Genomic DNA, 24,550 nt, shown 5'->3' with positions numbered 1-24,550 from the left:
TCCCATCTTAATAGCCAACGAGAATCAACCATCCCTAATGACATCGTTTGCTAAATAGCAGTACAAGTAAAAAACTTAAACTCGCTTAAGATCGCTTTTAATAAATTAAAGAGATGTTCTTCCAAAAATGCTGCTTTAAGTACAAGAAATTACCTAACTTTCACCGTTTGTTTGTTAGTACTTTTCTACTACTCATAGGTGCAACATTTCATTTTTCCTAGCATAGCTTAATTAGCACAACAAGAAAAAACTATTGCACATATTGTGTTTAAACAGTGATCAACCTCAAGTTTTTAAATCACTTTAAATAATTTACCTAAAATGCCTATATATCTTGTTTTTAGAAAACTTATCGATATCTATTAGCCTTAACTAATCTAGCTTTATGTGCATGAACATAATTAACACAAATCACACACCTAAATCACTGTGAAATTACGCATAGTAAAGCTTACTGCTTTACTGTGAAGTTTAAAGTTCAAGCAGCGTCTAAAGGGTGGCCGCTCATGGACTGCAACAGAGAAAGGCTGCTTACTAAGTCGTGGCTGTGTAGAGTGTAGAGATTGGCCGCTCATGGGCTGGGTACAGGAGGGATTGATTAGGGTAAAAAAACGCCATGGTCGTTTTGGGATACCATGGCGTTTTAGATTTAAATAAATGTGAGTTTTTGTTGTTGTTTAAATAACGAATTAGAACAAGAAGGTGGCACCCTCTTCTGCTGAGCCTACCTTGTCACGGCATACCTTAAATAAGTAACGACCAAAGGTTTGCTCATTAGCCTCAGTATTTGGATGCTCTGGGACACGACCAGATAAGTCCTCTAAGCAGTTTACAGTGCCGTTTTCAGCATCAAAATCAATCATATCGCCATCACGTAATAAAGCTAATTTACCATCACGTAAAGCCTCTGGGCTTACGTGCAGGGCTGATGGGATCTTGCCAGATGCGCCAGATAAACGACCGTCAGTTAACAAGGCAACCTTATAGCCTGCCTTTTGTAAGTTACCTAATACAGGCATTAACATATGAAGCTCAGGCATACCAGAGGCAGCAGGACCAGCATAACGTACTACAATCACAGCGTCATGATTAAGCTTGCCCTCTTCATAGGCCTTCTTAACTTCATACTGGTCATTAAATACGGCAGCTGGGGCCTTAACATGGCGATGCTCAGGAGCAACAGCAGAAATCTTAATTACAGAGCGGCCTAAATTACCATTTAATACCTTTAAGCCACCGCTTTGTTGGAAGGCATTGGTTTCATCAGAGATTAAAACCTTGTCGTCCTTAGTCTCGCCGCAATCGACAAACTTTAATACACCATCTTCAACAATTGGAGTGGTTAATTGAGAAGCAAAGTCTGCAACAACAGTATTAACGTCCTCGTGTACTAAATGACGGCGTGATAAAGCCTTCATTAATACAGGTACACCGCCAGCCTGCTGTAGTGCATTAATATCAGCCTTAGCATTTGGATAAACATTAACTAATAAAGGAACAACATCAGATAAGTCTGAAATATCTTGCCAAGTTAAGGTATAACCAAAGGCCTTAGCTACAGCAACTAAGTGTAAGGTATGGTTAGTTGAGCCACCAGAGGCTAATAAAGCTACTAAGGAGTTAATAATATTCTTAGCAGTTACTACCTTATATAAAGGCATTGGGTGAGCACCAACTACAGTCTTATCAACAATAGCTTGAGCAATATAATCGTTAAGAGCTGCACGTAATTGAGTGTTAGGAGGAATAAAGGCAGAACCAGGTAACATCAAGCCCATGGCCTCAAACACTAATTGGTTAGTATTGGCAGTACCATAGAAAGTACAAGTGCCTTGGCTATGATAGGAGCAGCACTCCATCTCTTGAAGAGCACTCTTATCAAGCTCACCTGCAGCATACTTTTGACGGATCTCTGTTTTCTTATCGTTAGAGATACCAGTACCCATAGGGCCTGCTGGAACGAAAGCTACAGGCAAGTGACCAAAGGCAGCGGCACCCATTACTAAACCTGGGGCTACCTTATCGCAAATACCTAATAATAAGGCACCATCAAAGCAGTTGTGGCTTAAAGAAATAGCAACGCTTTGTGCAATAACATCACGAGAGAATAAGGACATGTCCATGCCAGGCTGACCTTGGGTCACACCATCACACATAGCAGGAACACAACCAGCTACCTGAGCTGTAGCATTTACCTTACGTACAGACTCTTTTAAAGCTTCTGGATATAAACGATATGGGCAGTGAGCAGAAAGCATATCGTTATAGGCGGAAATAATACCAATATTAGCCTTTTGAGCATTAACTACATCTTTTTTATCAGCTAAATCAGTACCTGCTGCTGCGTGGGCTAAGTTAGAACATGTTAAAAAACCACGAGCACGACCAAGCTTTTCTTGATCTGAGATCATCTTTAAATAAGCATTACGACCCTCTACAGAGCGCTCTTCAAGATTTTGAGTTACCTTGGCAACAACGTTATTTAACATTTGATCCTCTCAAAATTATCAATACTTGTCTCTTGGCACCTAAATAAGGCGTTAAACTCGAGGCAAATTTCTAAACAACAAACAGGCTCACAAAAATTAGCTGGTAAAAAATAGCTGGTTAGAGCCTAAATTTAGGGCTAAAGCCCAACTGGTAATTAGTATTGTAAGTCAGTCAATGATGCTTTATTTAGCAAGACGCTGCTCTAACTTAGTAATTACATCATTAATTACTTCATCTAGAGGCTTTTCAATGCAAACTTCAATTACATCAGGCTCATCATCACCAGGAATTTGCAAAGTGTCAAATTGGCTTTGCACCATTTCCTTTTTCATATAATGACCCTGACGAGCAGCCATGCGCTCTAAAATAGTTTCCATGGAGCCACGTAAGTGGATAAAGATCAAACCGTCATTATCTTTACGAATAATGTCACGATAGCTTTTCTTAAGGGCAGAGCAAACTACTACACCAGATAAGCTGCGGCGTTGTAGTGAGAAAAACACATCACCAATGCGCTCAAGCCAAGGAGCTCTATCCTCATCATTTAAAGGATTGCCTGAGGCCATCTTTACGATATTGGCGCGAGGATGAAGGTCATCACCATCAATAAAAGTAGCGTTGTACTTATGAGCGATAGCCTGAGCTACAGAAGTCTTTCCTGAACCACATACGCCCATCACTACGCATTTAATGACATCAATCATTATTAGCTCCACAAATTAACAAACTACAAAGCAAACAGTAAAAGAAACTTTTCTTTAAGCACCAAAGCTTAATTTAAGGTGACTACAAAGCTTAGCTCGCTTTGCAATGTTACCGATAACCAGTATATAGGATTCAAATTTAATTTTGAATAGTTATTGGTAACATTTTTGACGACAAAAAATTTTTCGCCAGCTTTTTAGAGCGCCCGCTCCTCAATTTATAGTCATTCTTGTGATAGTGTTAAATTGCTTACCATGTCTTGCTTATCACCACTTTTAAAAGTGACAAAAAGAGCAATTTTTTCCCATAAATTCCGTAAAAAATTTAATTGTCAGTTTTTAGATATAGATCACTGTTTAAAAAATTTGATGAAAAAACAAGCTTGCTTTTTCCATTGTTACCAGTATCATATTTGTTACATGTTATCAGTAACATAAAGTTTTGCTTTGTAGCTTTTTAGTTAGTTAAATTAAGAATTAAGAGGAAGTAACTATGGAACAAACACTTGCTCATTCCACTAGTTATCTACTATCTGTAGCATGTATTGCTGTAGTAGTTCTTTTAGTGTTAATCATGAAACTAAGAGTGCATGCCTTTGCCTCTCTAGTTGTTGTTTCAGCTTTTACCGCCTTAGCCACAGGCATTCCTTACGATAAAATCATTCCTGGAATGATGTCAGGCTTTGGAGGCACTTTAGCCTCTGTTGCCTTACTGGTAGGCTTAGGAGCCATGATTGGTAAGATTTTAGAGCAATCAGGTGGCGCTCAAGTGCTAGCTGATACCTTGATTAAAATCTTGGGAGAAAAGAAAGCTCCTTTAGCTCTAGGTATTGCCTCACTACTCTTTGCTTTCCCTATTTTCTTTGATGCTGGCTTAGTAGTAATGCTCCCTGTTATCTTGTCTGTAGGCAAGAGATTAGGCGGCTCCTTACTTATGTATGCTATGCCTGCCACTGGTGCTTTCTCTGTAATGCACGTATTCTTACCACCACACCCAGGTCCAGTTGCTGCTGCTAGTGTTCTTGGTGCTAATGTTGGTTTACTAGTATTTGTAGGCTTATGTATTGCCTTACCAACTTGGTACTTATCATCTTACTTATTTGGTCTTTGGTGCGGTAAGAAGTGGTTTGTTAAGGTTCCTGAGCTCTTTAGCGATGATAGCCAAGATCAAGTAAAGGTGACACCACCTAAGTTCGCTACCGTATTAGCTATCCTCTTAACTCCTGTAATTTTAATTTTTATTAACACTGGTATTACTACCTTACAATCTACAGGTGCTTTACCTAAGAGTGAGATGCTCTCTTTCTTAACTATCTTTGGTCAAACTCCTATTGCCTTATTAATTACCCTACTTCTTTGCTTAGTTGTGTTTGGAAAAGAGTTTGGTATGAAGCAGTTAGAGAAGTTCTGTGATAAAGCTTTAGCCCCTATTTGCTCCGTAGTATTAGTAACTGGTGCTGGTGGTATGTTCGGTGGTATTTTACGTACCTCTGGAATTGGTGATGCCTTAGCCTCCACCTTATCAGACCTTGGTATTCCAGTAATCTGTGCAGCATTCATTATTTCAGCCTGTTTACGTGTAGCTCAAGGTTCTGCCACTGTAGCTTTAACTACTACAGCAGCTCTTATTGCTCCAACTTTAGCTGGCACTGACTTATCACAAATTGAGATTTGTACCATTGTAGTAGCTGTAGCTGCTGGCTCTGTTGTGTTATCTCACTTTAACGACTCTGGCTTCTGGTTATTTAAAGGCTTATATGGCATTGATGAAAAGACCACGTTAAAGACTTGGACTGTATTAGAGACTTTAATTGGTGTTATTGGTTTTGCCATTGCAGCTATTATATATATCATTGCTTAAATTCTATTAATTAACACACACACCACTGATTTGTGGATGTACATCATCCCATATTAATAGTCATTGCAAGCCCTCTTTAAGAGGGCTTTTTTATTGAATAATGAGCAAAAAGCTAATTTTTAGGTCATTGATGCTCAATAAACACACATTTGCCCACATATAAGCTAATTTTGCTTATAATGGTAATTTCATGGTGTGATTTTCTATATCATACACAGGGAAAGGGACTTAATATTTGCATGTTGTATTATGCTTTTAGAATATCCCTCTACCACTCTCGTAGCTAAAAGCTATAGAGCGACTCTGTGTCTGATATCTATTATTTAGACAGATTTTTATCACAGCTTAACGTTGGTTTTAAAATTAAGAAAGGAGGGCGTTTAAGCCAAGCTCTTTATGAGCAGGTATTAGCGCCATATTTGATGAAAGGACAACGCATTACCCTCGAAGACATTGCCCAAAAGGTTGGTGTTACTAAGATGACGGTTTCGCGCTATCTTAAAAACCCAAAAACCGTAGCCCAAAATACTGGTCTTAAGATCAAAGCGGTTATCGATGAAGTGGGTTATGTGCCTAACCGTGCGCCTGTTATGCTTTCTCAAGCAAGCACCAAAACTATTGGCCTTGCTGTTTCTTCATTTTCTAACTTACTTTTTTCTGATCTTATTGAGGGTGTAGAAGAACGAGCTAGTGAGTATGGCTATGATGTCTTAATCGCACATACTTCCTATAAAGAAGAAAATGAAGAGCGTAAAGTCATGCAGCTACTTTCCTATCAAGTAGATGCCATGATTTTAACTGAGGCTCAGCATACTCCTCTTACCCTTAAGAGCCTTAAAACTACCAATATTCCTGTAGTTGAGCTTATGAGTTTGCTTGATAAGTCAATTGATATGAACATTGGCTATGATCATGTCAAAATTGCTTATGCTTCTATTAAGGGACTAATTGATAGTGGCCGTAAAAATATCGCATATTTAAGCGCTCGTTTAGATAAGCGTAATATGGATCGACAGTACGGTTATGAACTAGCTTGTCGTGAAGCCCAGCTTGATACTTATGTCTTTGGTTCCTCAGAGCGCTCTAACTTCTCTCGTGGTGCTGACATGATGCGTAAGGCCCTTCATGACGTACCTAATTTAGACGCTATTTTCTGTACTAATGATGACGTAGCCATTGGCGCTATGATTGCCTGTGTTGAAATGGGCATTAAGGTTCCAGATCAAATTGCTGTTTTAGGCTATAACGGTCTTAATATTGGTACTACTACTATTCCTAAGTTAACCTCAGTCATTACCGCCCGTAAAGAAATGGGCAAAATGGCCATCGACTTTATTATTCAAAGAATTAAAAGAGAAGGCCCTATTTCTCCAAAAATTGAGCTATTCCCAATGCTTAGCTTAGGAGAAACCTTAAAAGCTGAGGAGCATACTAATATTTCTCGTCTTTTTGATACTCTCTACGCCCTCAAGCTACCTTGTCAGCTACTGTCTTCTTCCCAAGTCACTTCTAAATTAAGATAGTTGCAAGAATCAATAGCACAACATAAAAAGTTGGCTTAAAATAGCACACGTTAAAGATAGTTAGCCTAGGCTAAAGCCAAGGACACTATCTTTAATTATCTGTAAAGAATAAGCAAATCATTTATAGTGTAGAAACTTCAAGTTCACCCTCACCTAGGCTCAATAGAGCTTACTTTTCACAAGAAAACTTAACAAGTTTGACCTATTACTTGCTTGCAGCTATCTTAATCTTTACCGATAAGTTTTACTTGAGCCCATATTTTAGTTGAGGAAAAACCAATGATCTCTCTTAGAAGCCCAAAAGAAATAGAGTTGATGCGCATTGCTGGTAAGCTAGCTGCTGACGTTTTAGTAATGCTTGAGCCTCATGTAAAAAGTGGCGTTACCACTGGCGAGCTTGACGCTCTCTGCCAAGATTATATTGAAAACCATCAAAAAGCTATTTCTGCTTGCTTGGGCTATCATGGTTACCCAAAATGTGTATGTATCTCTGTAAACGAGGAAGTATGTCACGGTATTCCAGGACATAGAGTATTACACGATGGCGATATTGTTAACGTTGATGTCACTGTAATTAAAGACAAATACTACGGTGATACCTCTAAGATGTTTATTGTTGGTGGCAAGACCAGCCCTATTAACCAGCGTTTAGTTAATACTACTCAAGAAGCTCTTTATGCAGCGCTAAAGGTAGTAAGAGCTGGTGCTAACTTAATGGATATTGGTGAGACTATTCAACGTATTGCTGATAGAGAGGGCTTTTCTATTGTTCGTGACTACTGTGGTCACGGCATTTCTAATGTCTTCCATGATGAACCAACTGTTTTACACTATCGCAATCGCAACTCCGTATTACTAGCAGCAGGTATGACCTTTACTATTGAGCCAATGATTAATATTGGTACTTACAAGTGTAAGGTTAACAAGAAAAATGGTTGGACTGTAACTACAGCTGACAAAACAGCATCCGCTCAATTTGAGCACACTATTTTAGTAACTCAAGACGGCTGTGAAATTCTAACTTTACGCCCTGAAGAAGAGGCCGTAATCCCACGCATTCTTCACAATGCCTAAGAGTGCCGCATCGAGCTGCGCAGCGCAACGCAATAGCTGCGCAATTGCCCCTGCTCGTTATCGCTCACTTGGCTTACTAGCGCCCGCACTTGCTAGCTAGCGCAAGCAAGCAAAATAGAGCTCGACTCTATTAAAGTCCAATTAAACATTGAGCAAAACTGCAAAGCCTACTGACTCAAAGTAGGCTTTGTTGTCTCTAAAACCCACCACCATCATTCCTACTCTTACTCACTCTTGCTTAAGCTCAGCTTAGCATTAGCCCTTGGCTCTTGGCGCTTAACTCTTGGCTGTCAAAATTTGGCAACTCATCTTACCTTTGTCATTTATAAGGACAATACTTTTAACTTAAGAGCTTCACTTGTAGCTTTTATCCTTGCCTTTAGCTGTATTTTTACCTATTAACTAAGGCTATGCTATTAACGAGCAAACAAGTTACTTGACCCAGCTTTCCTCATACAAGCATTATTGCTACCTCACTTGTAGTTTTTCTGCATCGATGGTTGGTTGAAGGCAAGGTTAGTTTATTTGTCGGTTTGTCGGTTGGTTTGCTGCCACATAATTACTAATAAGCTTAGGGGCAAATCATGGAATGTAGATATATTATGCTGTAATTAATGATTGGCCAATTTTGGTAGTTGCTTGTGGGCAGCTTTTGCATTTATAGCAGCATCTTTTATGGCTGGATGGCACTGGGATGATAGGCTTGAGTAATTAATTTTCTTTTTAGGTAAACATTGTTTAGCAAAATTATTTAGAATTTACAGTTAAGATCAGCTCGTGATATTAGGAGATGTCCATGTATACCCACATCTGTCTACCTCATAAACAAATTAGTGCTGACTTGGTAGCACAGCAGCCATGTTCTTGTGAGCTTGATATTACTAATATTAAGACAGGACGTGAGTATTTATCTTTTCTAGAAGAGCGCTTAGTTAATTTCTTTAATGAAGGCTACAGCATTGCATCCCTACTTGATTATCGCACCCACTACGTAGATGAGATGATGCGCAGCCTCTATGAGCACTTTGAGCTCAACAATTTACCTAAACTAGCTATGATAGCAGTAGGAGGCTATGGTAGAGGTGAGCTGTTCTTAAAGTCAGATATAGACTTATTAATTGTCTCTCAAGACAAGTTATCTGAAGAGGCTCAAGAACAAATTTCTTCTTTTATCTCATATTTATGGGATTTAAAGTTGGATATTGGCTCCTCAGTTCGAACTATTGATGAATGCTTAGAAAAGGTTAATGCTGATCTTACTATCTGTACTAATCTTTTAGAGAATCGCTTTTTGTGTGGTGACTATAAGGTATATGAATTTCTTTTAAATACTATTAGTAAAGATAGTACTTGGAATACCAAGCGCTTCTTTCACGCTAAGGTAGCCGAAGAATTAGAGCGTCACCATGCTTACAAAGACACCTCCTATGCTTTAGAGCCTGACTTAAAACAAAACCCAGGCGGCATTCGTGATATTCACGTTATGCAGTGGATTGCTAATTTCCATTTTCAAGCTAAAACTCCTGAGGACATGCTCAATCTTGGCTTTTTAAGTCAAGAGGAGTATGAGGAGCTTATTGAATCTCGTGATGTACTCTACCAAGTACGCTATGCTCTTCATGTTTGTACCCGCCGTGAGGACAATAGACTAAGCCTTGATTGTCAACCAAGTGTAGCTCAGCTCTTAGGCTATGTAGGAAACTCTAATGAGCAAGTAGAGACCATGATGCGAGATCTCTACCGTACATTACGTAGAATTCGTGAATTAAACTCTATGGCTTTGCAGCTGGAGGTTCTACGTATTACAGGTCATTTGGGCGACGATGAGACCCAATTTATTAACAATGACTTTATTAGACGTGGCCCTTTAATTGACGTTACTTCACGTGATGTGTTTGAAAATGATAAGAGCAAAATGCTGGAAATCTTTTACCTTATGGCTAAGCATCCTGAGGTAGTAGGACTGCATGTTAATGCCTTACGTCTATTACGTCGTACCAGACGCTCTTTGACCAACTACTTAGTAGAAATCCCAGAATGCAGAACTATTTTTAAAAGCATCTTAGATGATCCTAAAGCTGCTAGTACTGCTTTTCCTTTAATGCATGAACATAGAGTTTTGTCTGCTTATATGCCTTCTTGGGAAAAAATTGAGGGCTTAAGCCAATTTGACATGTTCCATCTTTATACCGTAGATGAACATACCATTAGAGTAATTAAAAACTTTGAATCCTTAAGTCACTCTAAAGATCAAAGCTTTACTTTGTTTAAGCACGTTTACTCACAGCTAAGTAATCCTGAAATTTTAGTAGTTGCAGGCTTACTCCATGATATTGCTAAGGGCCAAGGTGGACATCATGCTCAATTAGGTGCAGGTGAGGCTTTATATTTTTGCCAGTTACACCGTTATACCCTTTATCAAACCCGCCTAGTATCATGGCTGGTCTATAATCACTTAATGATGTCATCTACTGCACAAAGACGCGATATCAATGACCCTCAGGTGGTTAATGAATTTTCTAAGAAAGTCCAAGATGAAGAGCATTTAAACCTTTTATATTGCTTATCGGTTGCAGATATTTGTGCTACCAATGATCGTGAGTGGAATTCATGGAAAGATATTGTTTTTAAGCAACTTTATTTTTCTACTCGCCAAGCACTACGTCATGGCTTGGAAATGCCTCATGACATCAAGCTCCATGCTAATGAAAACCAAGAGCTAGCCATTAAATACATGAGGGATTTAAATGAGCAAGATATAAGAACTTATTGGTCTTATTTTAAGCCTGAGTATTTTATCTACTATACACCTCAAGAAATTGCTTGGCATACTCGCAATATTTTGACTTTTAGAGTAGAAGACCATCCTCTTATTCTTTTTGCTCAGCATAAGAATACAGCCACAGAAATGCTCATCTTTTTTAGGGAACATAACCCTAAGTTTAACTTTGCTTACTTGGCTTATATCATGGCGCAAAAACGCCTTAGCATTCAGTCAGCTCAATTTATTAGAAACAAGCTCAACCAATCAATTTGTACTTTAAAGTTCCAATCTCAAATGGGTGGCTGTATTGATAATGAGCGCTTGCACTCTATTCGTATGGCTATTATCAAAGGTATTAATGAAGAGCCAAGTTTAGAGAGAATTGCTAAGTTAAGGGACAATAGTAAAAAGCAGATTTTTAAAATCCCTACTGGCGTTAACTACTTAGAAGACCACACTAATGAGGCTACTAATCTTGAGATCTCGGCCTTAGATCAGCCAGGATTACTAGCTAAGATTGGCATTATTTTCGATAAGTTCAATCTTTTGGTAAGAAGCTCACGTATTACTACTACAGGAGAGCGAGCTGACGACTTCTTTTCTGTTACAGATCGACAAGGCCGTCCGCTTAGCGAGCGCACTAAAGATAAATTAGAGCAAGCTCTGATTGAAGCTTTAGATCCACCAAAAGCCGAGCAATCTAAGCGCTAGAGCCAAGCGCTCAAAGTGCGAAAATGCAAAGCACGAGGGCGCAAAGCTAGTAGCTCTGAGCCATGAGCTCTGAGCTAGAGCTCAGACACAAAGGCTGAGCGCCTGGGCTCATGGCAGACTTAATACTAAAAAGTACTCTTTGCTAGACTAAAAGTTTGAGTAAAGAGTGCTTTTTTGCACTATAAGAGATCATTTCTCAGCCACCAATCAGTAACACGGCATCATTAATGACAATAATGGTGCGCAGTTGATATTTTTGCTTTTATTTTGTGCAAAATTTATCCAAATCACTCAATTGATGATAAAGATCTTACCTTTATCGGGCTTTTGCTTGACTGAAATATGCTATGGGATAATATTTAGGCACTATTTAGTACTGCTTGATTAAGCTTGCCTATTAAGATTTAAGGAGAACTTAGTAATATGTCCCAACAACTTCAAGCCATTATTGATAATGCTTTTGAAAATCGTGCCAACATCTCCATGAACAATTGCGATCCTAATGTTCGTGCTGCTATTAACGACGTTATCGCTGGTTTAGATGATGGCTCTTTACGTGTTGCAGAGAAAATTGATGGCAATTGGGTTACCAATCAATGGGTAAAGAAGGCTGTATTACTCTCCTTTAAGTTAAAGGACAATGCCCTAACTCAAATCCCTGGTGGCGCTTATTACGATAAAGTACCTTTAAAGTTTGATGGCTATAGTGCTGAGCGCTTTGCTCAAGAGGGCTTACGTGCCGTTCCTGGTGCAGTAGTTCGTCAGGGCGCTTTCTTAGAGCCTAACGTTGTTTTAATGCCTTCTTTTGTTAACATCGGTGCTCGTGTTGGTTCTGGCACCATGGTTGATACTTGGGCTACTGTAGGTTCTTGCGCTCAAATTGGTAAGAATGTTCACTTATCTGGTGGTGTAGGCATTGGTGGTGTTTTAGAGCCTGTTCAAGCTGGCCCTACCATTATTGAAGACAACTGCTTTATCGGTGCTCGCTCTGAGGTGGTAGAGGGTGTAATCGTTGGTGAAGGCTCTGTTATTTCTATGGGCGTATTCATCGGCCAATCTACTCGTATTTATGATCGTACCACTGGCGAGATCATGTACGGCAAGGTTCCTCCATACTCAGTAGTTGTTTCTGGCAACCTCCCATCTAAGGATGGCAAGTACTCCTTATACGCAGCTGTAATCGTAAAGCGTGTTGATGAGAAGACCCGCTCTAAGATTGGTCTTAACGACTTATTACGTCAAGCCGAAGAAGAGATGCAACGCTAAACAACACTCTTAGCCCCAATTTTTTTAACCAGCCCATGGCGCAGCTACCAAGAAATACTTGGCACCTAAAAGTCTGCACCATGTCATCAATTCCCACTCTAGGTAGGAACCACCTGCCTTGTGTGGGATAAGTCCCGCCATGTGTGGGAACAGCCCCACCTTGTGTAGGAACAGCCCGCTGTATGCGGGCTTTTTTGTTGAGTAACACTTGATGAACTAACTAGCAGCTTTTAGCATGGTATTATTACGGGATATGATTAAGCATTGCTCTTTAAAATTTGGCATGCTATTAGCTTTAGTTGCCAAAATTTAGGAAAATTGAAAAACAATATCACTTTTGTGTATATTTTTTGGCGCACTATGGTTAGTCATACTATATAATGCGCTGCATTTATTCTTAAAATTGCCTAAAATTATCACTACTAAGTCCCAAAGCTGCGAGAGATAAAATTTAAATCAATCAAACTATTATCAAAAATCTAGCTTATTTAACAGAAATTTATCTACAACCTAGATATAATAGTAAAGATTGCCTTTTCTCTTTGGTCAATTTTATGCTTAGTTAACTTAGATAAACTTAAGAATAATTTATATAATGCCGTTATAGTTTTGTGGCACAGTTTAACTTGTTTTAGTCAAGACAAAACACCGTTAAGCATCAAAGCAATATGGTGTATATGTATAGAAAGGTAATAATACAACTAACGTTCACGCCTTTTTATACCAATATATTGTGAACTTTTATTATTAGGGCTCTTGCCCTTAATATGGAAAATTATTGATAGGTTGTACCAGTCTCAACCTTTTGATAATAATCTTTTCGCCTCTGTAGGAGCAATGATCCATCATGGCCATTAATAAAGCCAAAGCTAAACAACCAGAGAAAGATAAAGCCTCAGCAAGTGCGAGCACTGAGGCTTCAAATTCCTCAGCAGCTGCTACTAGCACTGGACGCTTGCCTTCTTTAAGAGAGATGCAAGAGCAAAAGCTTAAAGAGCGTCGTGACAAGCTTGAAAGTGCTAAGAACAAAGTAATGGAGCAGCGCAAGCTTAAACAAGAGCGTGAGGCTAAGCGTAAAGCTGAAATGCAAGCTAAGCAACGCCGCTCTATGGTCACTTTTGTGATTGGCTTATTCGTAATGCTCACTGCCTTAATTGCTTTATACCCATCAACTCCAATGATCATCTTTAGCTCTCTATTGATGTTCTCATTCTTCTTCTTGGGTGTTGCCTACCAGCGTATGGTAATGCAATTACTAGTTGTTGCACTAGCTTGCGTAGTTATTACAGGTGCCTTCTATAGTATTATGAGCTCTATGTAGCTTATTCTTTAGAAAATTACACCTTTGATGATGGTGAAAAGATTTTAAGGCTTAGCTAAATTTAATTTGTTGATGCAATTTTAACAATTTTAAAAAAAATGCTAGACAAGAGAGGCTAAGCTTTGTAAAATGAGCACCCGTGAGCCAAAGTGGCGGAATTGGTAGACGCAGCGGATTCAAAATCCGCCGCTAGCGATAGTGTATGGGTTCGAGTCCCATCTTTGGCACCAAGATACGAAGTATCTTAAATTAAGCTCTTAATTGAGCTTTTATTTTATATAAATGTTGTATCTAGCAAAAACTAAAGCCATAGTGCGATTTAAGTCAAATTTATCTCTTTTCACTGGTCTTTATGCCCTCTTTCCTAAGTTTTAGCTATGTTTTTTCTAATATAGTGAACTTTAGTTAATGATTGTAGTTTTCAAGCTAACTTGCAGTAGCGCTCATATGCTTAAGGATCAGTCTTATGATGAAATTCATTCTATCTACACTTGCCCTCATAGCTCTATGCTTTAATATCTTATCCCCAGCTCAGGCTGCTGGAATTAGCGTAAATACCGACAATTTTCAGCTTCAAGTGGATCAAAATGGAGTTAATTTTAATCAAAATTTAGCCCGTTTTGACGATGACGACGACGATTACGATGATGATGATGACGATGATTACGACTACGATGATGATGACGACGACTAAACGGCCATTTTAACAGCTTTTCCAAAGAATCTTACTCATGCGCTTACGTTAAAGAATCCCCAATAATACTGTGCAAAAGGCCATATCCTAACTATTAGGATATGGCCTTTTTTATGTTCCAAACGATAGCAAGCTTTTTTCATAGAGCTAGAAAAGCTTATGTCCTGCAAGCAAGTAAGCAAGCTTGCCATTAGGCAAGATTGCCATACAGCGAGCTTGCTATAAGGCAAGACTTCTTATGGAAATCTTGCCTTCTGTAAGGTGGCTATTAGACATTGCGATTAAGTACTAATATTGAGATTAGGGTAAAGAAGATTAGCGGTAAGGACACGCCAATACTTGGAGGCAGTCCTACTAAATAGGTAAAGTTTGGCAAGATTTCGTTGGTTAAATAGAACAAGAAACCTATTAGCAAACCTAATAATACACGAGCTGACATTGGAACTGTTCTTAAACTACCAAACACTGTAGAAGCACCTAATAACAGCATTACAATAATAGACAGTGGCATAAGTACTTTTTTATAAAGCACGGTACGGTAGCGGTCAGAGTTAATATTATTGGTCTCTAAATAATCAATATAATCAAGCAGCTCATACACAGTAAGCTCTTCATTATTAAGATTAAATACCTCTAAGCGCTCAGGGGTTAAATATAAATCCCAGTGTTCAATATCTTTATCTTCAATGGTAATGTTCTTATCATCATAAATATAACTTCTTACTTTGAACATGTCCCAATTGCTGTGTTCATTATTATAAAGACCAGTAGCAGCATGGCTACGCTTTAATAACTTAGTACCGTCAAAATCATAGCGGGAAATTTCATGAATAGAGTTATCTGACATAGTTCGTCTAATATAAACAAAGCTATTGCCCTCTCTAATCCAAAAGCCCCAGCCTACACGAGATAAACGACCCTCAGAGCTGGCAAAGTTATAACTACTTTCAGCATATTGTTTAATCTCAGGTACTACTGTTTGTCCTGCAACGCCCACTAAGATAGCTATAGGGAAAATCATTTTGCAGGCACTTAAAATAATCTTAGTTTTGGACATGCCTATACTTTGCATGACCACTAACTCAGAGTTTTTGGACAATATACCCAAACCGACTACACAGCCAATTAACACCGCAATAGGAAAGAGCATCACAGTAAGTGAAGGTGTTCTTAAAGCTACATAAAAGAGCAAGAACATAAAATCCACATTACCTTGGCCTAAGTGACGTGTTTGATCAATAAAAGTAATAATAGCTGATAAAAAAGATAAGGCTATAGCAGCTACTAAGATAAAGACCAATACTGTTCTGGCAATGTAACGATCAATGATATTAAAGCCCATAATTAATCCTATTATTAATGCTCAGACTTAGCTTGGGACATTTTCTTAGTGTGTCTAATATGCTTAATATGTGATTTTGGTAAGTTCAACGGTATAGCTACCAAAAACAAGAATAATAACGGAACTATGTATAAACCAGGGAAAATACCAAATACACCTGTATTTATAAAATTACGCACTGACATTAAGAACAAATAATACGCAGCGTAAATTAAAATCGCAGGCATTAAACGTGCAAAACGGCCTTGTCTTGGGTTAACCATTGATAAAGGTACAGCCACTATACAAAGAACTAAAGTAGAGAAAATAGGAGCTAAGCGCCATTGAATCTCCAGTCTTTCTTGAACGGTATTAGCATTATTAATAAGTTCTAAAGTGCTAGTTCTGCCAATTTTATTCTTGTTATTGCTAGCTTCAGTGACATTACTTGATACTGGCGCTCTAAAAACAGAGAAGTGTCCCTGTCTAAAATTACCCTCTAAATCAGACTCATAACGGCGACCATCTTTGAGCTCTAACCAGCGAGTGCCCTCAGGGTCGATACTAATATGGCCTTCCTTAGCTGCGGTAATAGTTGGCCTAAACATACCATTATAGTCAGTTTCAATAACATAAATATTTGAAATATCTTTGTTATTAGAGCCTTTGTTATCTACATGTTCTACATAAACATTGTACATACCAAACTCAACAAAGCGCCCGCTCTCAATAGGCAAAAACTCAGGATCATTGGCGGCTTGGAGCTCTAATGAGTTTCTGGCATTAGCTGCTTGATAGGTCAACACAGAAGATACGTAGCCTACAGCAGCTGCGGTAACTATGCCTAGTAATATGGTTACTATCATAATACGCATAGGAGAGTAGCCTACTGCTCTCATAACTACCATCTCAGAATCAGAACAAATACGTCCTAAAGTAATGATAATAGCCACATACAGAGTTAGAGGCATTAAATAGACTAAAAAGTCTGGAAGAGAATAAAGTAAAAAGAGACCAATTAATCGTGGAGGTAGACCTGAGACCACAGACTCAGACATAAGTCGTACAATGCCTTGACCAACAAAGATTGAGAGCAAAACTAGCAATACTACTAGTTGAGATTTAAATAGCTCTTTAAAGATATATTTATCTAACAGCACAACTATCTCTTCTCAAAAAAAATTTAACTGCAACTATGTCCCATGATACGAAAATATTAAAGTACAAAACTAGCCAGATGAGGCTATTTTGTCGCTTTCAAGTCAGCTCTAAAAGCTTGCAACCAACAGCGCATTAAAGAGGTTGGCGCTCTTTGACCTATCTGGCCTGTTTTATCTTCTATATGGCTTAACATGTCATAAGCCTCAAATAGATGATCGGCACTAAGACGCTCTAACATTTGAGCATTGCCATAGTACACCAATGGCAGCTTTTCTACAGGGACATAAGCTTTATACTTTAAAACTTCCAGTACTAATTCTCTTAATAAATTAATTTGCTGCTCTTTGAGCAAAGTATCAAGCTTAGCTAAGACTTCCACATCATAAGGATTGTTATTATTAATGCTGGCAATGAGAGTCTGTACTATTTCTAAAGCTTTAATATCATCACCTGATAACAGCATATTCATAGCTCTTAAAGGAGCATAAGAATTAAGAGCTAAAGCAATCAAAGCTCGTTTATCGTCAATAGGAGTATTTAAGCCTTCACAAGCTTCTAAGGCTTGCTGCTCTTCTTTTTGCTGCTCCTGTAGATCAACATCTTTACGTACGATAGTAGGAGGTTTTTGATTAGCAGGATTAAGTAAATACTCTAAGGCTTCGCTCTCATCAATGTCTTTTAACACTATTTTGCTGGCACGAGATAATATAGTAGGCAAAAGCTGTTCTAAGCTTTTAGCTAGCATAATAATCATTGTTCCAGGCAAAGGCTCTTCGAATGTCTTTAAGATGGCATTAGCTGCCCCTACTGACATTTTCTCTGCCCCATCAATAATTACTACTTTACCTACACCACCAGCAGCTGACTCGTAAATAAAGCTTGGAATTTTACGCATGGTATCAATACGCATAGAGCGTACTGCCCCAGAGGCAGGAGGAACAATTAAGCCTGAACAGTCATAGGTAAAGTCTTGATCTTTTTTAGCCTCTTCAACAGTTGAGGAGTAAGCTACTTTTAGATCTTTATTAATAAGACGTTCAAAACTCAAACAAGAGCGGCACTGATTACAAGGCCCAGTACTTTGTTTATCTTGACACAGATAGGCCTTAGCCATAGCTAAAGCTAATCTTCTACCACCTAAGCCTTCATCACCTGCAATAATAATAGAAGAACTGACTCGACCAGTCTGTAGTGAGCTCAAAAACTGCTCATAATATGGTTGTAGCCAAGAATAAAGCATTCTAAGTTCCTCTGTTATTGCTCAAAAAATCTTTAAATCTCAAAACCTTTAGCTTTTAATAACTTATTAACAGCAACAATTACTTGCTCTTTAACCTCTTCAATGGACTTAGAGCTATCAATAACGCAACTCATGTGAGCATGATGCTGTAATTCTTTTTGAAAGCCCTCTTGCACACGGTAAAAGAAGTCTAAAGATTCTTGTTCGAAGCGATCAGCAGCACTACGCTTGTTAGCACGTAATAAGCCCTCTTTAATATCCAAATCAAAGAGTAAAGTTAAATCAGGCTTAAAGTCACCTATGGCCACCTGTCTTAGAGCAGCAATTTCATCTAAGGAAATACCACGGCCATAACCTTGGTAAGCAACTGTTGATAAGTCAAAGCGATCTGAAATAACAATAGTGTTGCTCTCTTCAAGCAAAGGCTTGATTTTGCTATTTACTAATTGAGCACGTGCTGAATACATCAATAACAATTCGGTTTTAGGATTTAATTGCTCTTCTTCATCCTTAGTAACCAAAATATTACGTATCTGTTCAGCTATTTTAGTACCACCAGGCTCACGGGTACATTCAACCTTAAAGCCTAAGGAAGTTAAATGCTCTTTGAGCATTGGAACCATAGTGGTTTTGCCACAGCCTTCACCACCTTCAAAGGTAATAAATAAACCTTTATCTCCTGGTAATTTATTGCCAGCGATCTTGTTACTGTTGCAAACTGACGGTTCCATGAATATTCCTAAGACTATAGAGCCCCAATAGAATATAAAACTATTACCAGGCTCCCAATTAAAATTAACTAAAAGAGCAATCCAATGGCAAAAGTTAGCTCAAGTGCTCTTAATTTAGTTTAGAAAAAAATACCTGTAGTATAACACTTATTGCATTATCCGCCATATTTAGACACACACCTACTACTTTGCTAACCCTATCTTTGGCTGTTTTTATCAGCTTCTATCAAGCTCTATTAATTTATTACTATACTTAGCAGAACATATAAAAAAATAACCCCGCCTACAGCAAAACTATAGCGGGGTTTAAGAACCATCCCAAGTTACAAGCCTAGACCTATCAAAGTCCAGGGCAAAGCCATGGGATTGAGCAAGGGCTCAGGCTATGGCCAAAGCCAGGGCCAGTGCCAAGGCCTGGGCTATAGCCTGGGCTTTGGCACTTGGAGACCTACTTGTGATTGTCCATACTCTCTTGCTCTAAAAGCGCATTTTTATAGTCTCTAACTGCCTTGCGATAGATCTTTACAGCATTGTTATGCTCTTGTAGGGTGTTAGAGAAGATGTGTCCTTGCTGAGGATCTGGACCTTTAGCTACGAAATAAATAGCCTTGGTTTGCGCTGGATGCAACACAGCATCAATACTCTCTACAGAAGGCATAGCAATTGGAGTTGGTGGCAGACCCTCTCTAGTATAGGTATTGTATGGAGTATCCTTACGTAATTGAGACATTCTCAATGGGCCTTTAAAATCAGGACTTACACCATACATAACTGCTGGATCGGTTTGCAGACGCATGTTTTTACGCAAGCGATTTAAAAATACTCCTGCAATTAAAGCACGCTCTGATTTTAGTGAACTTTCCCTTTCCACTAATGAGGCTAAGATCAACACTTGATAAGGATCAACAATCACATCATCTATGCTTTGATCTCTATCAATATAGCTATCTCTCATATATGTAGCCATTTTAACTAGGGCTTGAGATAACAAATCTATAGTTTTAGTTTTGCCTGGCTCATATTCGTAAGTTGCAGGCATTAATAAGCCCTCTAAAGTATTATGGCTGCCTCCAATGGCTTGTAATAATGATTCATCCTCTGCCTTTTTCACTAAAGTTTGCTTAATAAAAGCATTAGGATTAGCAAAAGCCTTGTGCATAGCTATGTCTTGCACTAAGTCGGCACGGGCATTAAGGCGACGTTCAATCATAGAAACAGTCATGCCTTCAATTAAAGGAATGGTTGGCAATTTGATTTTTACAATATTGCCCTGAGCCATATCAGTAAGAATTTGAGGTAAAGTCTTAACGCCATCGATAAGATATGGGCCCTTTTGAATAACTGGATATTCAAATCTATGAAGCTTAACCCAAATATTGAGCAATATTTCATGATATTGATGTCCTGCCAGCTCTCTAACCACTGTATTTAAATTGGCACCATCCTTAAGCTCAAAAGGCTCCTCTTGAGCAGGAATAACCATAGTGTTAATAGCTTCTAACTGGCGATAGCCCCAAAATGCTCCGCTTCCTAATACCATGACTGATACTAAGATAAAGCATACAAAATAGAATAAGAAACCTTTGCCCTTTTTATGAGCCTTAGGAATATGAGGGCTATTAGCGCGCTCTTGCTCTTTAAGCTTTTGATATTCGCGTTTAGCTTGCTCACGGGCCTTCAACATAGCTGCACGCTGTTCTTGTTCATTCATAATTAAACCCTACATCCTATAGATGAGCCCCAAAGTTTTAAAATAAAGCGTAATTATACATGGGCTCACATCCCACTATCCTAATTTACCCTTATAAAACACGAAAGAAAATCAAGCAAGATTGCAGCCATGTTTGCAATAAGTCTTATTGCTTACTAAATAAATACTATTAGCTACAAAAGTAGAAAAAACGCTAAAGAAAGTTAAAATTAGAGTAAAATCACACTTTAATACATATTTAAAGATAAGTTTTTCTGCCCCAGCACTAGTTTAATTAGCTTGAATGGCATCATGTCATATAAGACCAAGCTATGCCAAAGTGTAACTTTAACTTAAGGTGCAATTTGGCATAGCCTGAGGTTTTTTACCTGTGAGAGCTTGTCTGGTGCTTTTGTAAGAGCTTGTTTTACTTTTATCTAGTCTAGGACTCTTTGAGATTAAATTATTATGGATAAGACCTACCAACCAGAAAATTTTGAAAGCAAAATTTATCAAAACTGGGAAGAGCAGGGTTTCTTTAAGCCTAATGGCGACAGCTCTAAAAACTCTTTTACTATTGCCCTCCCACCACCTAACGTAACTGGATCCTTACATATGGGCCATGCTTTCCAGCAGACCATTATGGACTCTTTAATTCGTTACCATCGCATGAAGGGTGATAACACCTTATGGCAGCCAGGTACTGATCATGCTGGTATTGCAACTCAGATGGTGGTTGAGCGCAAGATTGCCGCTGAGGAAGGCCTTACTCGCCATGATTTAGGTCGTGAGGAGTTCATTAATCGTATTTGGCAGTGGAAAGAGCAATCTGGTGGCACCATTACCAGACAAATGCGCCGCTTAGGTGACTCAGTAGACTGGTCTCGTGAGCGCTTCACTATGGATGATGGCTTGTCAGAGGCTGTACTCGAGGTTTTCGTTCGCCTTTATGATGAAGACTTAATCTATCGCGGCAAGCGCTTAGTTAACTGGGATCCTAAGCTTCGTACTGCTATTTCTGATCTTGAAGTAGAAAACAAAGAAGTTAAGGGCTCTATGTGGTACATCCGCTATCCATTAGCTGATGGCCTTAAGACTAAGGAAGGCAAGGATTACTTATTAGTAGCCACCACCCGTCCTGAGACCTTATTAGGTGATACTGCTGTAGCTGTAAACCCTAATGATGAGCGTTTTAATGATTTAGTAGGCAAGTTCTTAGAATTACCTTTAGTTGGTCGTCGTATTCCTATCGTAGCTGATGAGCACGCCAACATGGAAACTGGTACTGGCTGTGTAAAGATCACTCCAGCTCACGATTTTAACGACTATGCTGTAGGTAAGCGTCACTCCTTACCAATGGTTAACATCTTCACAGAAGATGCTTGTGTTCGCAACTGCGGTGAAGTTTGTGATACCAATGGTGAGCCATCTACTGAGACTACTGACTTCATTCCAGAGAACTTACGTGGTTTAGAGCGCTTCAAGGCTCGTGAAGTTGTATTAGCTGACTTAGAGAAGTTAGGCCTCTTAGAGAAGACTGAAGATCACACCTTATCTCAGCCTTTTGGTGACCGTGGTGGTGTACCAATTGAGCCTATGCTTACTGATCAGTGGTATGTACGTGCCAAGATTTTAGGTAAAGAGGCTTTAGAGGCTGTTGAGGATGGTCGCATTAAGTTTGTACCAGCTCAATACACTAATATGTACTACTCTTGGATGCGTGACCTTCAAGATTGGTGTATTTCTCGCCAATTATGGTGGGGCCACCGTATTCCTGCTTGGTATGACCAAAATGGTAAGGTCTATGTAGCACGCAACGAGCAAGAAGTTCGTCAAAAGTACCAGCTTGGTGATGATGTTGTTTTATCTCAAGATCCAGATGTATTAGACACTTGGTTCTCCTCAGCTTTATGGACTTTCTCCACTTTAGGCTGGCCAAATGAAACTGAGTTTATGAAGATGTATCACCCAACATCAGTATTAGTTACTGGTTTTGATATTATCTTCTTCTGGGTTGCCCGCATGATCATGATGACCATGCACTTTATCAAGAATGAAGATGGCACCTCTCAAGTTCCATTCCACACCGTTTATGTAACTGGCTTAATTCGTGACGAGGAAGGCCAGAAGATGTCTAAGTCTAAGGGTAACGTATTAGACCCTATCGACATGATCGACGGTATTGGCGTTGAGGACTTAGTTGCTAAGCGTACTGCTAACATGATGCAGCCACAAATTGCTGAGAAGATCGCTAAGCGTACTCGCAAGCAATTTAAGGACGGCATTGCTCCACACGGTACTGATGCTCTTCGCTTTACTTTATGTGCTTTAGCCTCTAATGGTCGTGATATCAACTGGGATATGAAGCGTTTAGAGGGCTACCGTAACTTCTGTAACAAGCTTTGGAACGCCTCACGTTTCGTTTTAATGAACGTAACTGCTGATAAGCTCAATAAGCCAGAGGATAAGGACTTAAGCTTAGCTGATCGCTTTATTCTCTCTAAGCTTTCTAAGTGCATTGAGACCGTTGAAGGTCACATGAATGCTTATCGCTTTGACCAAGTAGCTGCTGCTATTTATGAGTTCATTTGGAATGAATACTGCGACTGGTACTTAGAGTTTACTAAGGCTATCTTAAAGGATGAGAATGCTACCCAAGCTCAAAAGGATGCCACCTCTTATACTTTAGTAAATGTCTTAGAGACTATCTTACGTATGGCTCACCCAGTAATTCCATTTATTACTGAGACCATTTGGCAGCAAACTGCTCCTATGCTTGATCGCATGAATAATGATAAGACCATTATGACTGCCCCTTACCCACAAGCTTGTGAGTATACCCAAGATGAAGAGGCTGAAAAGGCCATTGCTTGGATCAAGGAATTTATTACCTGCGTACGTAATTTAAGAGCAGAAATGAAGGCCAGCCCAGCTTTAACCTTAAGCGTTATGTTACGTGGTGCTAGCGACTTCGAGCGCAATTGCGTTGAGAACTACTCTAACTACTTAACTTTATTAAGCAATATTGAGAAGCCAAGCTTTGTAGGCTCTGAGAGCTTACCTCCTTGTGTTTCCAAGCCTCTTGATAAGGCTGAGGTCTTAATTCCAATGAAGGATCTCATCAACAAGGAAGATGAGCTCAAGCGTCTTGGTGAAATGGCTGCTAAGTTAGAGGGCTTAATTAAGGGTGGTGAGGCTAAGTTACAAAACGAAGCTTTCGTATCCAAGGCTCCAGCTAAGATCATTGAAGGTGCTAAGGCCCAAGTAGAGCTCAATAAGGAGCAGTTAGCTAAGATTAAGGCTCAAATGGAAGAGCTCAACAAGCTCTAATAGGAGCTTCTAGAGCTACTTAATTAATAGCTAATCAAAAAGTGCATCGTGGTGTTCCATGATGCACTTTTTTATTTTGGCTTGCCCACCCTCAACTAACGTATGAGCGTTTTTAAAGCTATAAGTGGTTTTAAAGCCTTACGGCCAGAACCTGGGGCCTAGAGCATAGTGAGTTTATAATCTGGGAGGTTTAAAACCTGTGGAGGTTTAAACGCTGGGGATGTTTAAAGCCAGAGGGCTTAATTTTCTTAATGCCTTAAAAGGAAAATGCCACAATAATTTTATCTACTCTTTTTAGAGTGTACCTTTGCTATTAAAGCACAGAGTTTTTTTAAATTATTACCAAGCACTAATCCCCTGCTACAGACAGCTTAGCTTATTTGATTGACTCTATAGTATGTTCTCAACTATTTTGCAAAAGCACGCACACTAAAACATTAGCTAAAATAGCTATCTTGTATTTTCTTAATTTACACAATATTTATCTAGCTGTATGGGCATTTAATTAACTTAATGATTAATGTGCAAAAAGCACATCAATCATTCTTGCTTAATTGTTTGCGATCTACCTAAATGCTATTATCAGTCAGAATTATCATAATTAAAGTGCTGCTATACGCAAGGTGTTGTCTAGTGTGGCAGCTCCTAATCAAGCAAGCTCAGCCTTAA

15 protein-coding genes and 1 tRNA gene are annotated in these 24,550 nt (G+C 39.0%); 9 read left to right on the top strand and 7 right to left on the bottom strand.

Annotated features, from left to right (window positions below; translation table 11 throughout):
* Positions 1-689: 689 nt before the first annotated feature.
* Together edd and MXE38_RS00920 are read right to left on the bottom strand one after the other, a co-directional pair.
* Positions 690-2,489, bottom strand: coding sequence for a phosphogluconate dehydratase (gene edd, locus MXE38_RS00925; RefSeq protein WP_246910113.1), 1,800 nt, complete (start codon positions 2,487-2,489; stop codon positions 690-692).
* A 183-nt stretch (positions 2,490-2,672) separates the two neighbouring features.
* A complete protein-coding gene (locus MXE38_RS00920) occupies positions 2,673-3,194 on the bottom strand; it encodes a gluconokinase (protein WP_246910111.1) in 522 nt (173 codons plus the stop codon).
* A gap of 493 nt (positions 3,195-3,687) precedes the next feature.
* On the opposite strand from MXE38_RS00920, the gene MXE38_RS00915 reads away from it, so the two are divergent.
* From MXE38_RS00915 to MXE38_RS00880, 8 genes are all read left to right on the top strand, one after another.
* A complete protein-coding gene (locus MXE38_RS00915; RefSeq protein ID WP_246910109.1) occupies positions 3,688-5,055 on the top strand; it encodes a GntP family permease in 1,368 nt (455 codons plus the stop codon).
* 305 nt (positions 5,056-5,360) lie between these two features.
* A complete protein-coding gene (locus tag MXE38_RS00910) occupies positions 5,361-6,578 on the top strand; it encodes a substrate-binding domain-containing protein (protein WP_246910107.1) in 1,218 nt (405 codons plus the stop codon).
* Between the two features lie 279 nt (positions 6,579-6,857).
* Positions 6,858-7,652, top strand: a complete 795-nt coding sequence (gene map / locus MXE38_RS00905; RefSeq protein WP_246910103.1) for a type I methionyl aminopeptidase — start codon at positions 6,858-6,860, stop codon at positions 7,650-7,652.
* Between the two features lie 796 nt (positions 7,653-8,448).
* The gene (glnD, locus tag MXE38_RS00900) at positions 8,449-11,127 is read left to right on the top strand and encodes a [protein-PII] uridylyltransferase (protein WP_246910100.1); all 2,679 of its coding nucleotides are present in this window, start codon (positions 8,449-8,451) and stop codon (positions 11,125-11,127) included.
* 423 nt (positions 11,128-11,550) lie between these two features.
* Positions 11,551-12,393, top strand: a complete 843-nt coding sequence (gene dapD / locus MXE38_RS00895; RefSeq protein WP_246910096.1) for a 2,3,4,5-tetrahydropyridine-2,6-dicarboxylate N-succinyltransferase — start codon at positions 11,551-11,553, stop codon at positions 12,391-12,393.
* Positions 12,394-13,240: 847 nt separating this feature from the next.
* On the top strand, positions 13,241-13,714 hold the full coding sequence (locus MXE38_RS00890; protein ID WP_246910093.1) for a hypothetical protein: 474 nt from the start codon (positions 13,241-13,243) through the stop codon (positions 13,712-13,714).
* 143 nt (positions 13,715-13,857) lie between these two features.
* Positions 13,858-13,944: transfer RNA gene (locus tag MXE38_RS00885), tRNA-Leu, on the top strand.
* A gap of 236 nt (positions 13,945-14,180) precedes the next feature.
* Entirely contained in the window at positions 14,181-14,408 is a 228-nt protein-coding gene (locus MXE38_RS00880) for a hypothetical protein (RefSeq protein WP_246910090.1), read from the top strand.
* A gap of 268 nt (positions 14,409-14,676) precedes the next feature.
* Here the strand turns inward: MXE38_RS00880 and lptG are convergent, their stop codons facing one another.
* The 5 genes from lptG to mltG all read right to left on the bottom strand — a co-directional run bounded on the left by lptG (position 14,677) and on the right by mltG (position 20,572).
* Positions 14,677-15,750, bottom strand: a complete 1,074-nt coding sequence (gene lptG / locus MXE38_RS00875; protein WP_246910087.1) for an LPS export ABC transporter permease LptG — start codon at positions 15,748-15,750, stop codon at positions 14,677-14,679.
* Positions 15,751-15,764: 14 nt separating this feature from the next.
* Positions 15,765-16,889 (bottom strand): LPS export ABC transporter permease LptF, encoded by a 1,125-nt coding sequence (gene lptF / locus MXE38_RS00870; protein ID WP_246910085.1) that lies wholly within the window; start codon positions 16,887-16,889, stop codon positions 15,765-15,767.
* A gap of 83 nt (positions 16,890-16,972) precedes the next feature.
* The gene (locus MXE38_RS00865) at positions 16,973-18,130 is read right to left on the bottom strand and encodes a hypothetical protein (protein WP_246910082.1); all 1,158 of its coding nucleotides are present in this window, start codon (positions 18,128-18,130) and stop codon (positions 16,973-16,975) included.
* Positions 18,131-18,162: 32 nt separating this feature from the next.
* Positions 18,163-18,861, bottom strand: a complete 699-nt coding sequence (tmk, locus tag MXE38_RS00860) for a dTMP kinase (protein WP_246910079.1) — start codon at positions 18,859-18,861, stop codon at positions 18,163-18,165.
* Positions 18,862-19,309: 448 nt separating this feature from the next.
* Positions 19,310-20,572: an endolytic transglycosylase MltG gene (mltG, locus tag MXE38_RS00855; protein WP_246910077.1), complete on the bottom strand. Its 1,263-nt coding sequence runs from the start codon at positions 20,570-20,572 to the stop codon at positions 19,310-19,312.
* 447 nt (positions 20,573-21,019) lie between these two features.
* Between mltG and MXE38_RS00850 the strand changes: the two genes are divergently transcribed.
* The gene (locus tag MXE38_RS00850; protein WP_246910075.1) at positions 21,020-23,881 is read left to right on the top strand and encodes a valine--tRNA ligase; all 2,862 of its coding nucleotides are present in this window, start codon (positions 21,020-21,022) and stop codon (positions 23,879-23,881) included.
* Positions 23,882-24,550: the final 669 nt, after the last annotated feature.

Source organism: Anaerobiospirillum sp. NML120448, assembly GCF_023050945.1.
GTDB lineage: Bacteria > Pseudomonadota > Gammaproteobacteria > Enterobacterales > Succinivibrionaceae > Anaerobiospirillum.
This window is presented reverse-complemented; position numbering and strand designations above follow the sequence as displayed.

What these genes read in the sequence shown, in the direction of transcription:
- edd (WP_246910113.1), bottom strand. Translation starts at nt 2,489, where the DNA reads ATGTTAAATAACGTTGTTGCCAAGGTAACTCAAAATCTTGAAGAGCGC.
- dapD (WP_246910096.1), top strand. Translation starts at nt 11,551, where the DNA reads ATGTCCCAACAACTTCAAGCCATTATTGATAATGCTTTTGAAAATCGT.
- MXE38_RS00920 (WP_246910111.1), bottom strand. Translation starts at nt 3,194, where the DNA reads ATGATTGATGTCATTAAATGCGTAGTGATGGGCGTATGTGGTTCAGGA.
- lptG (WP_246910087.1), bottom strand. Translation starts at nt 15,750, where the DNA reads ATGGGCTTTAATATCATTGATCGTTACATTGCCAGAACAGTATTGGTC.
- tmk (WP_246910079.1), bottom strand. Translation starts at nt 18,861, where the DNA reads ATGGAACCGTCAGTTTGCAACAGTAACAAGATCGCTGGCAATAAATTA.
- MXE38_RS00850 (WP_246910075.1), top strand. Translation starts at nt 21,020, where the DNA reads ATGGATAAGACCTACCAACCAGAAAATTTTGAAAGCAAAATTTATCAA.
- MXE38_RS00890 (WP_246910093.1), top strand. Translation starts at nt 13,241, where the DNA reads ATGGCCATTAATAAAGCCAAAGCTAAACAACCAGAGAAAGATAAAGCC.
- MXE38_RS00880 (WP_246910090.1), top strand. Translation starts at nt 14,181, where the DNA reads ATGATGAAATTCATTCTATCTACACTTGCCCTCATAGCTCTATGCTTT.
- MXE38_RS00915 (WP_246910109.1), top strand. Translation starts at nt 3,688, where the DNA reads ATGGAACAAACACTTGCTCATTCCACTAGTTATCTACTATCTGTAGCA.
- glnD (WP_246910100.1), top strand. Translation starts at nt 8,449, where the DNA reads ATGTATACCCACATCTGTCTACCTCATAAACAAATTAGTGCTGACTTG.
- map (WP_246910103.1), top strand. Translation starts at nt 6,858, where the DNA reads ATGATCTCTCTTAGAAGCCCAAAAGAAATAGAGTTGATGCGCATTGCT.
- MXE38_RS00865 (WP_246910082.1), bottom strand. Translation starts at nt 18,130, where the DNA reads ATGCTTTATTCTTGGCTACAACCATATTATGAGCAGTTTTTGAGCTCA.
- mltG (WP_246910077.1), bottom strand. Translation starts at nt 20,572, where the DNA reads ATGAATGAACAAGAACAGCGTGCAGCTATGTTGAAGGCCCGTGAGCAA.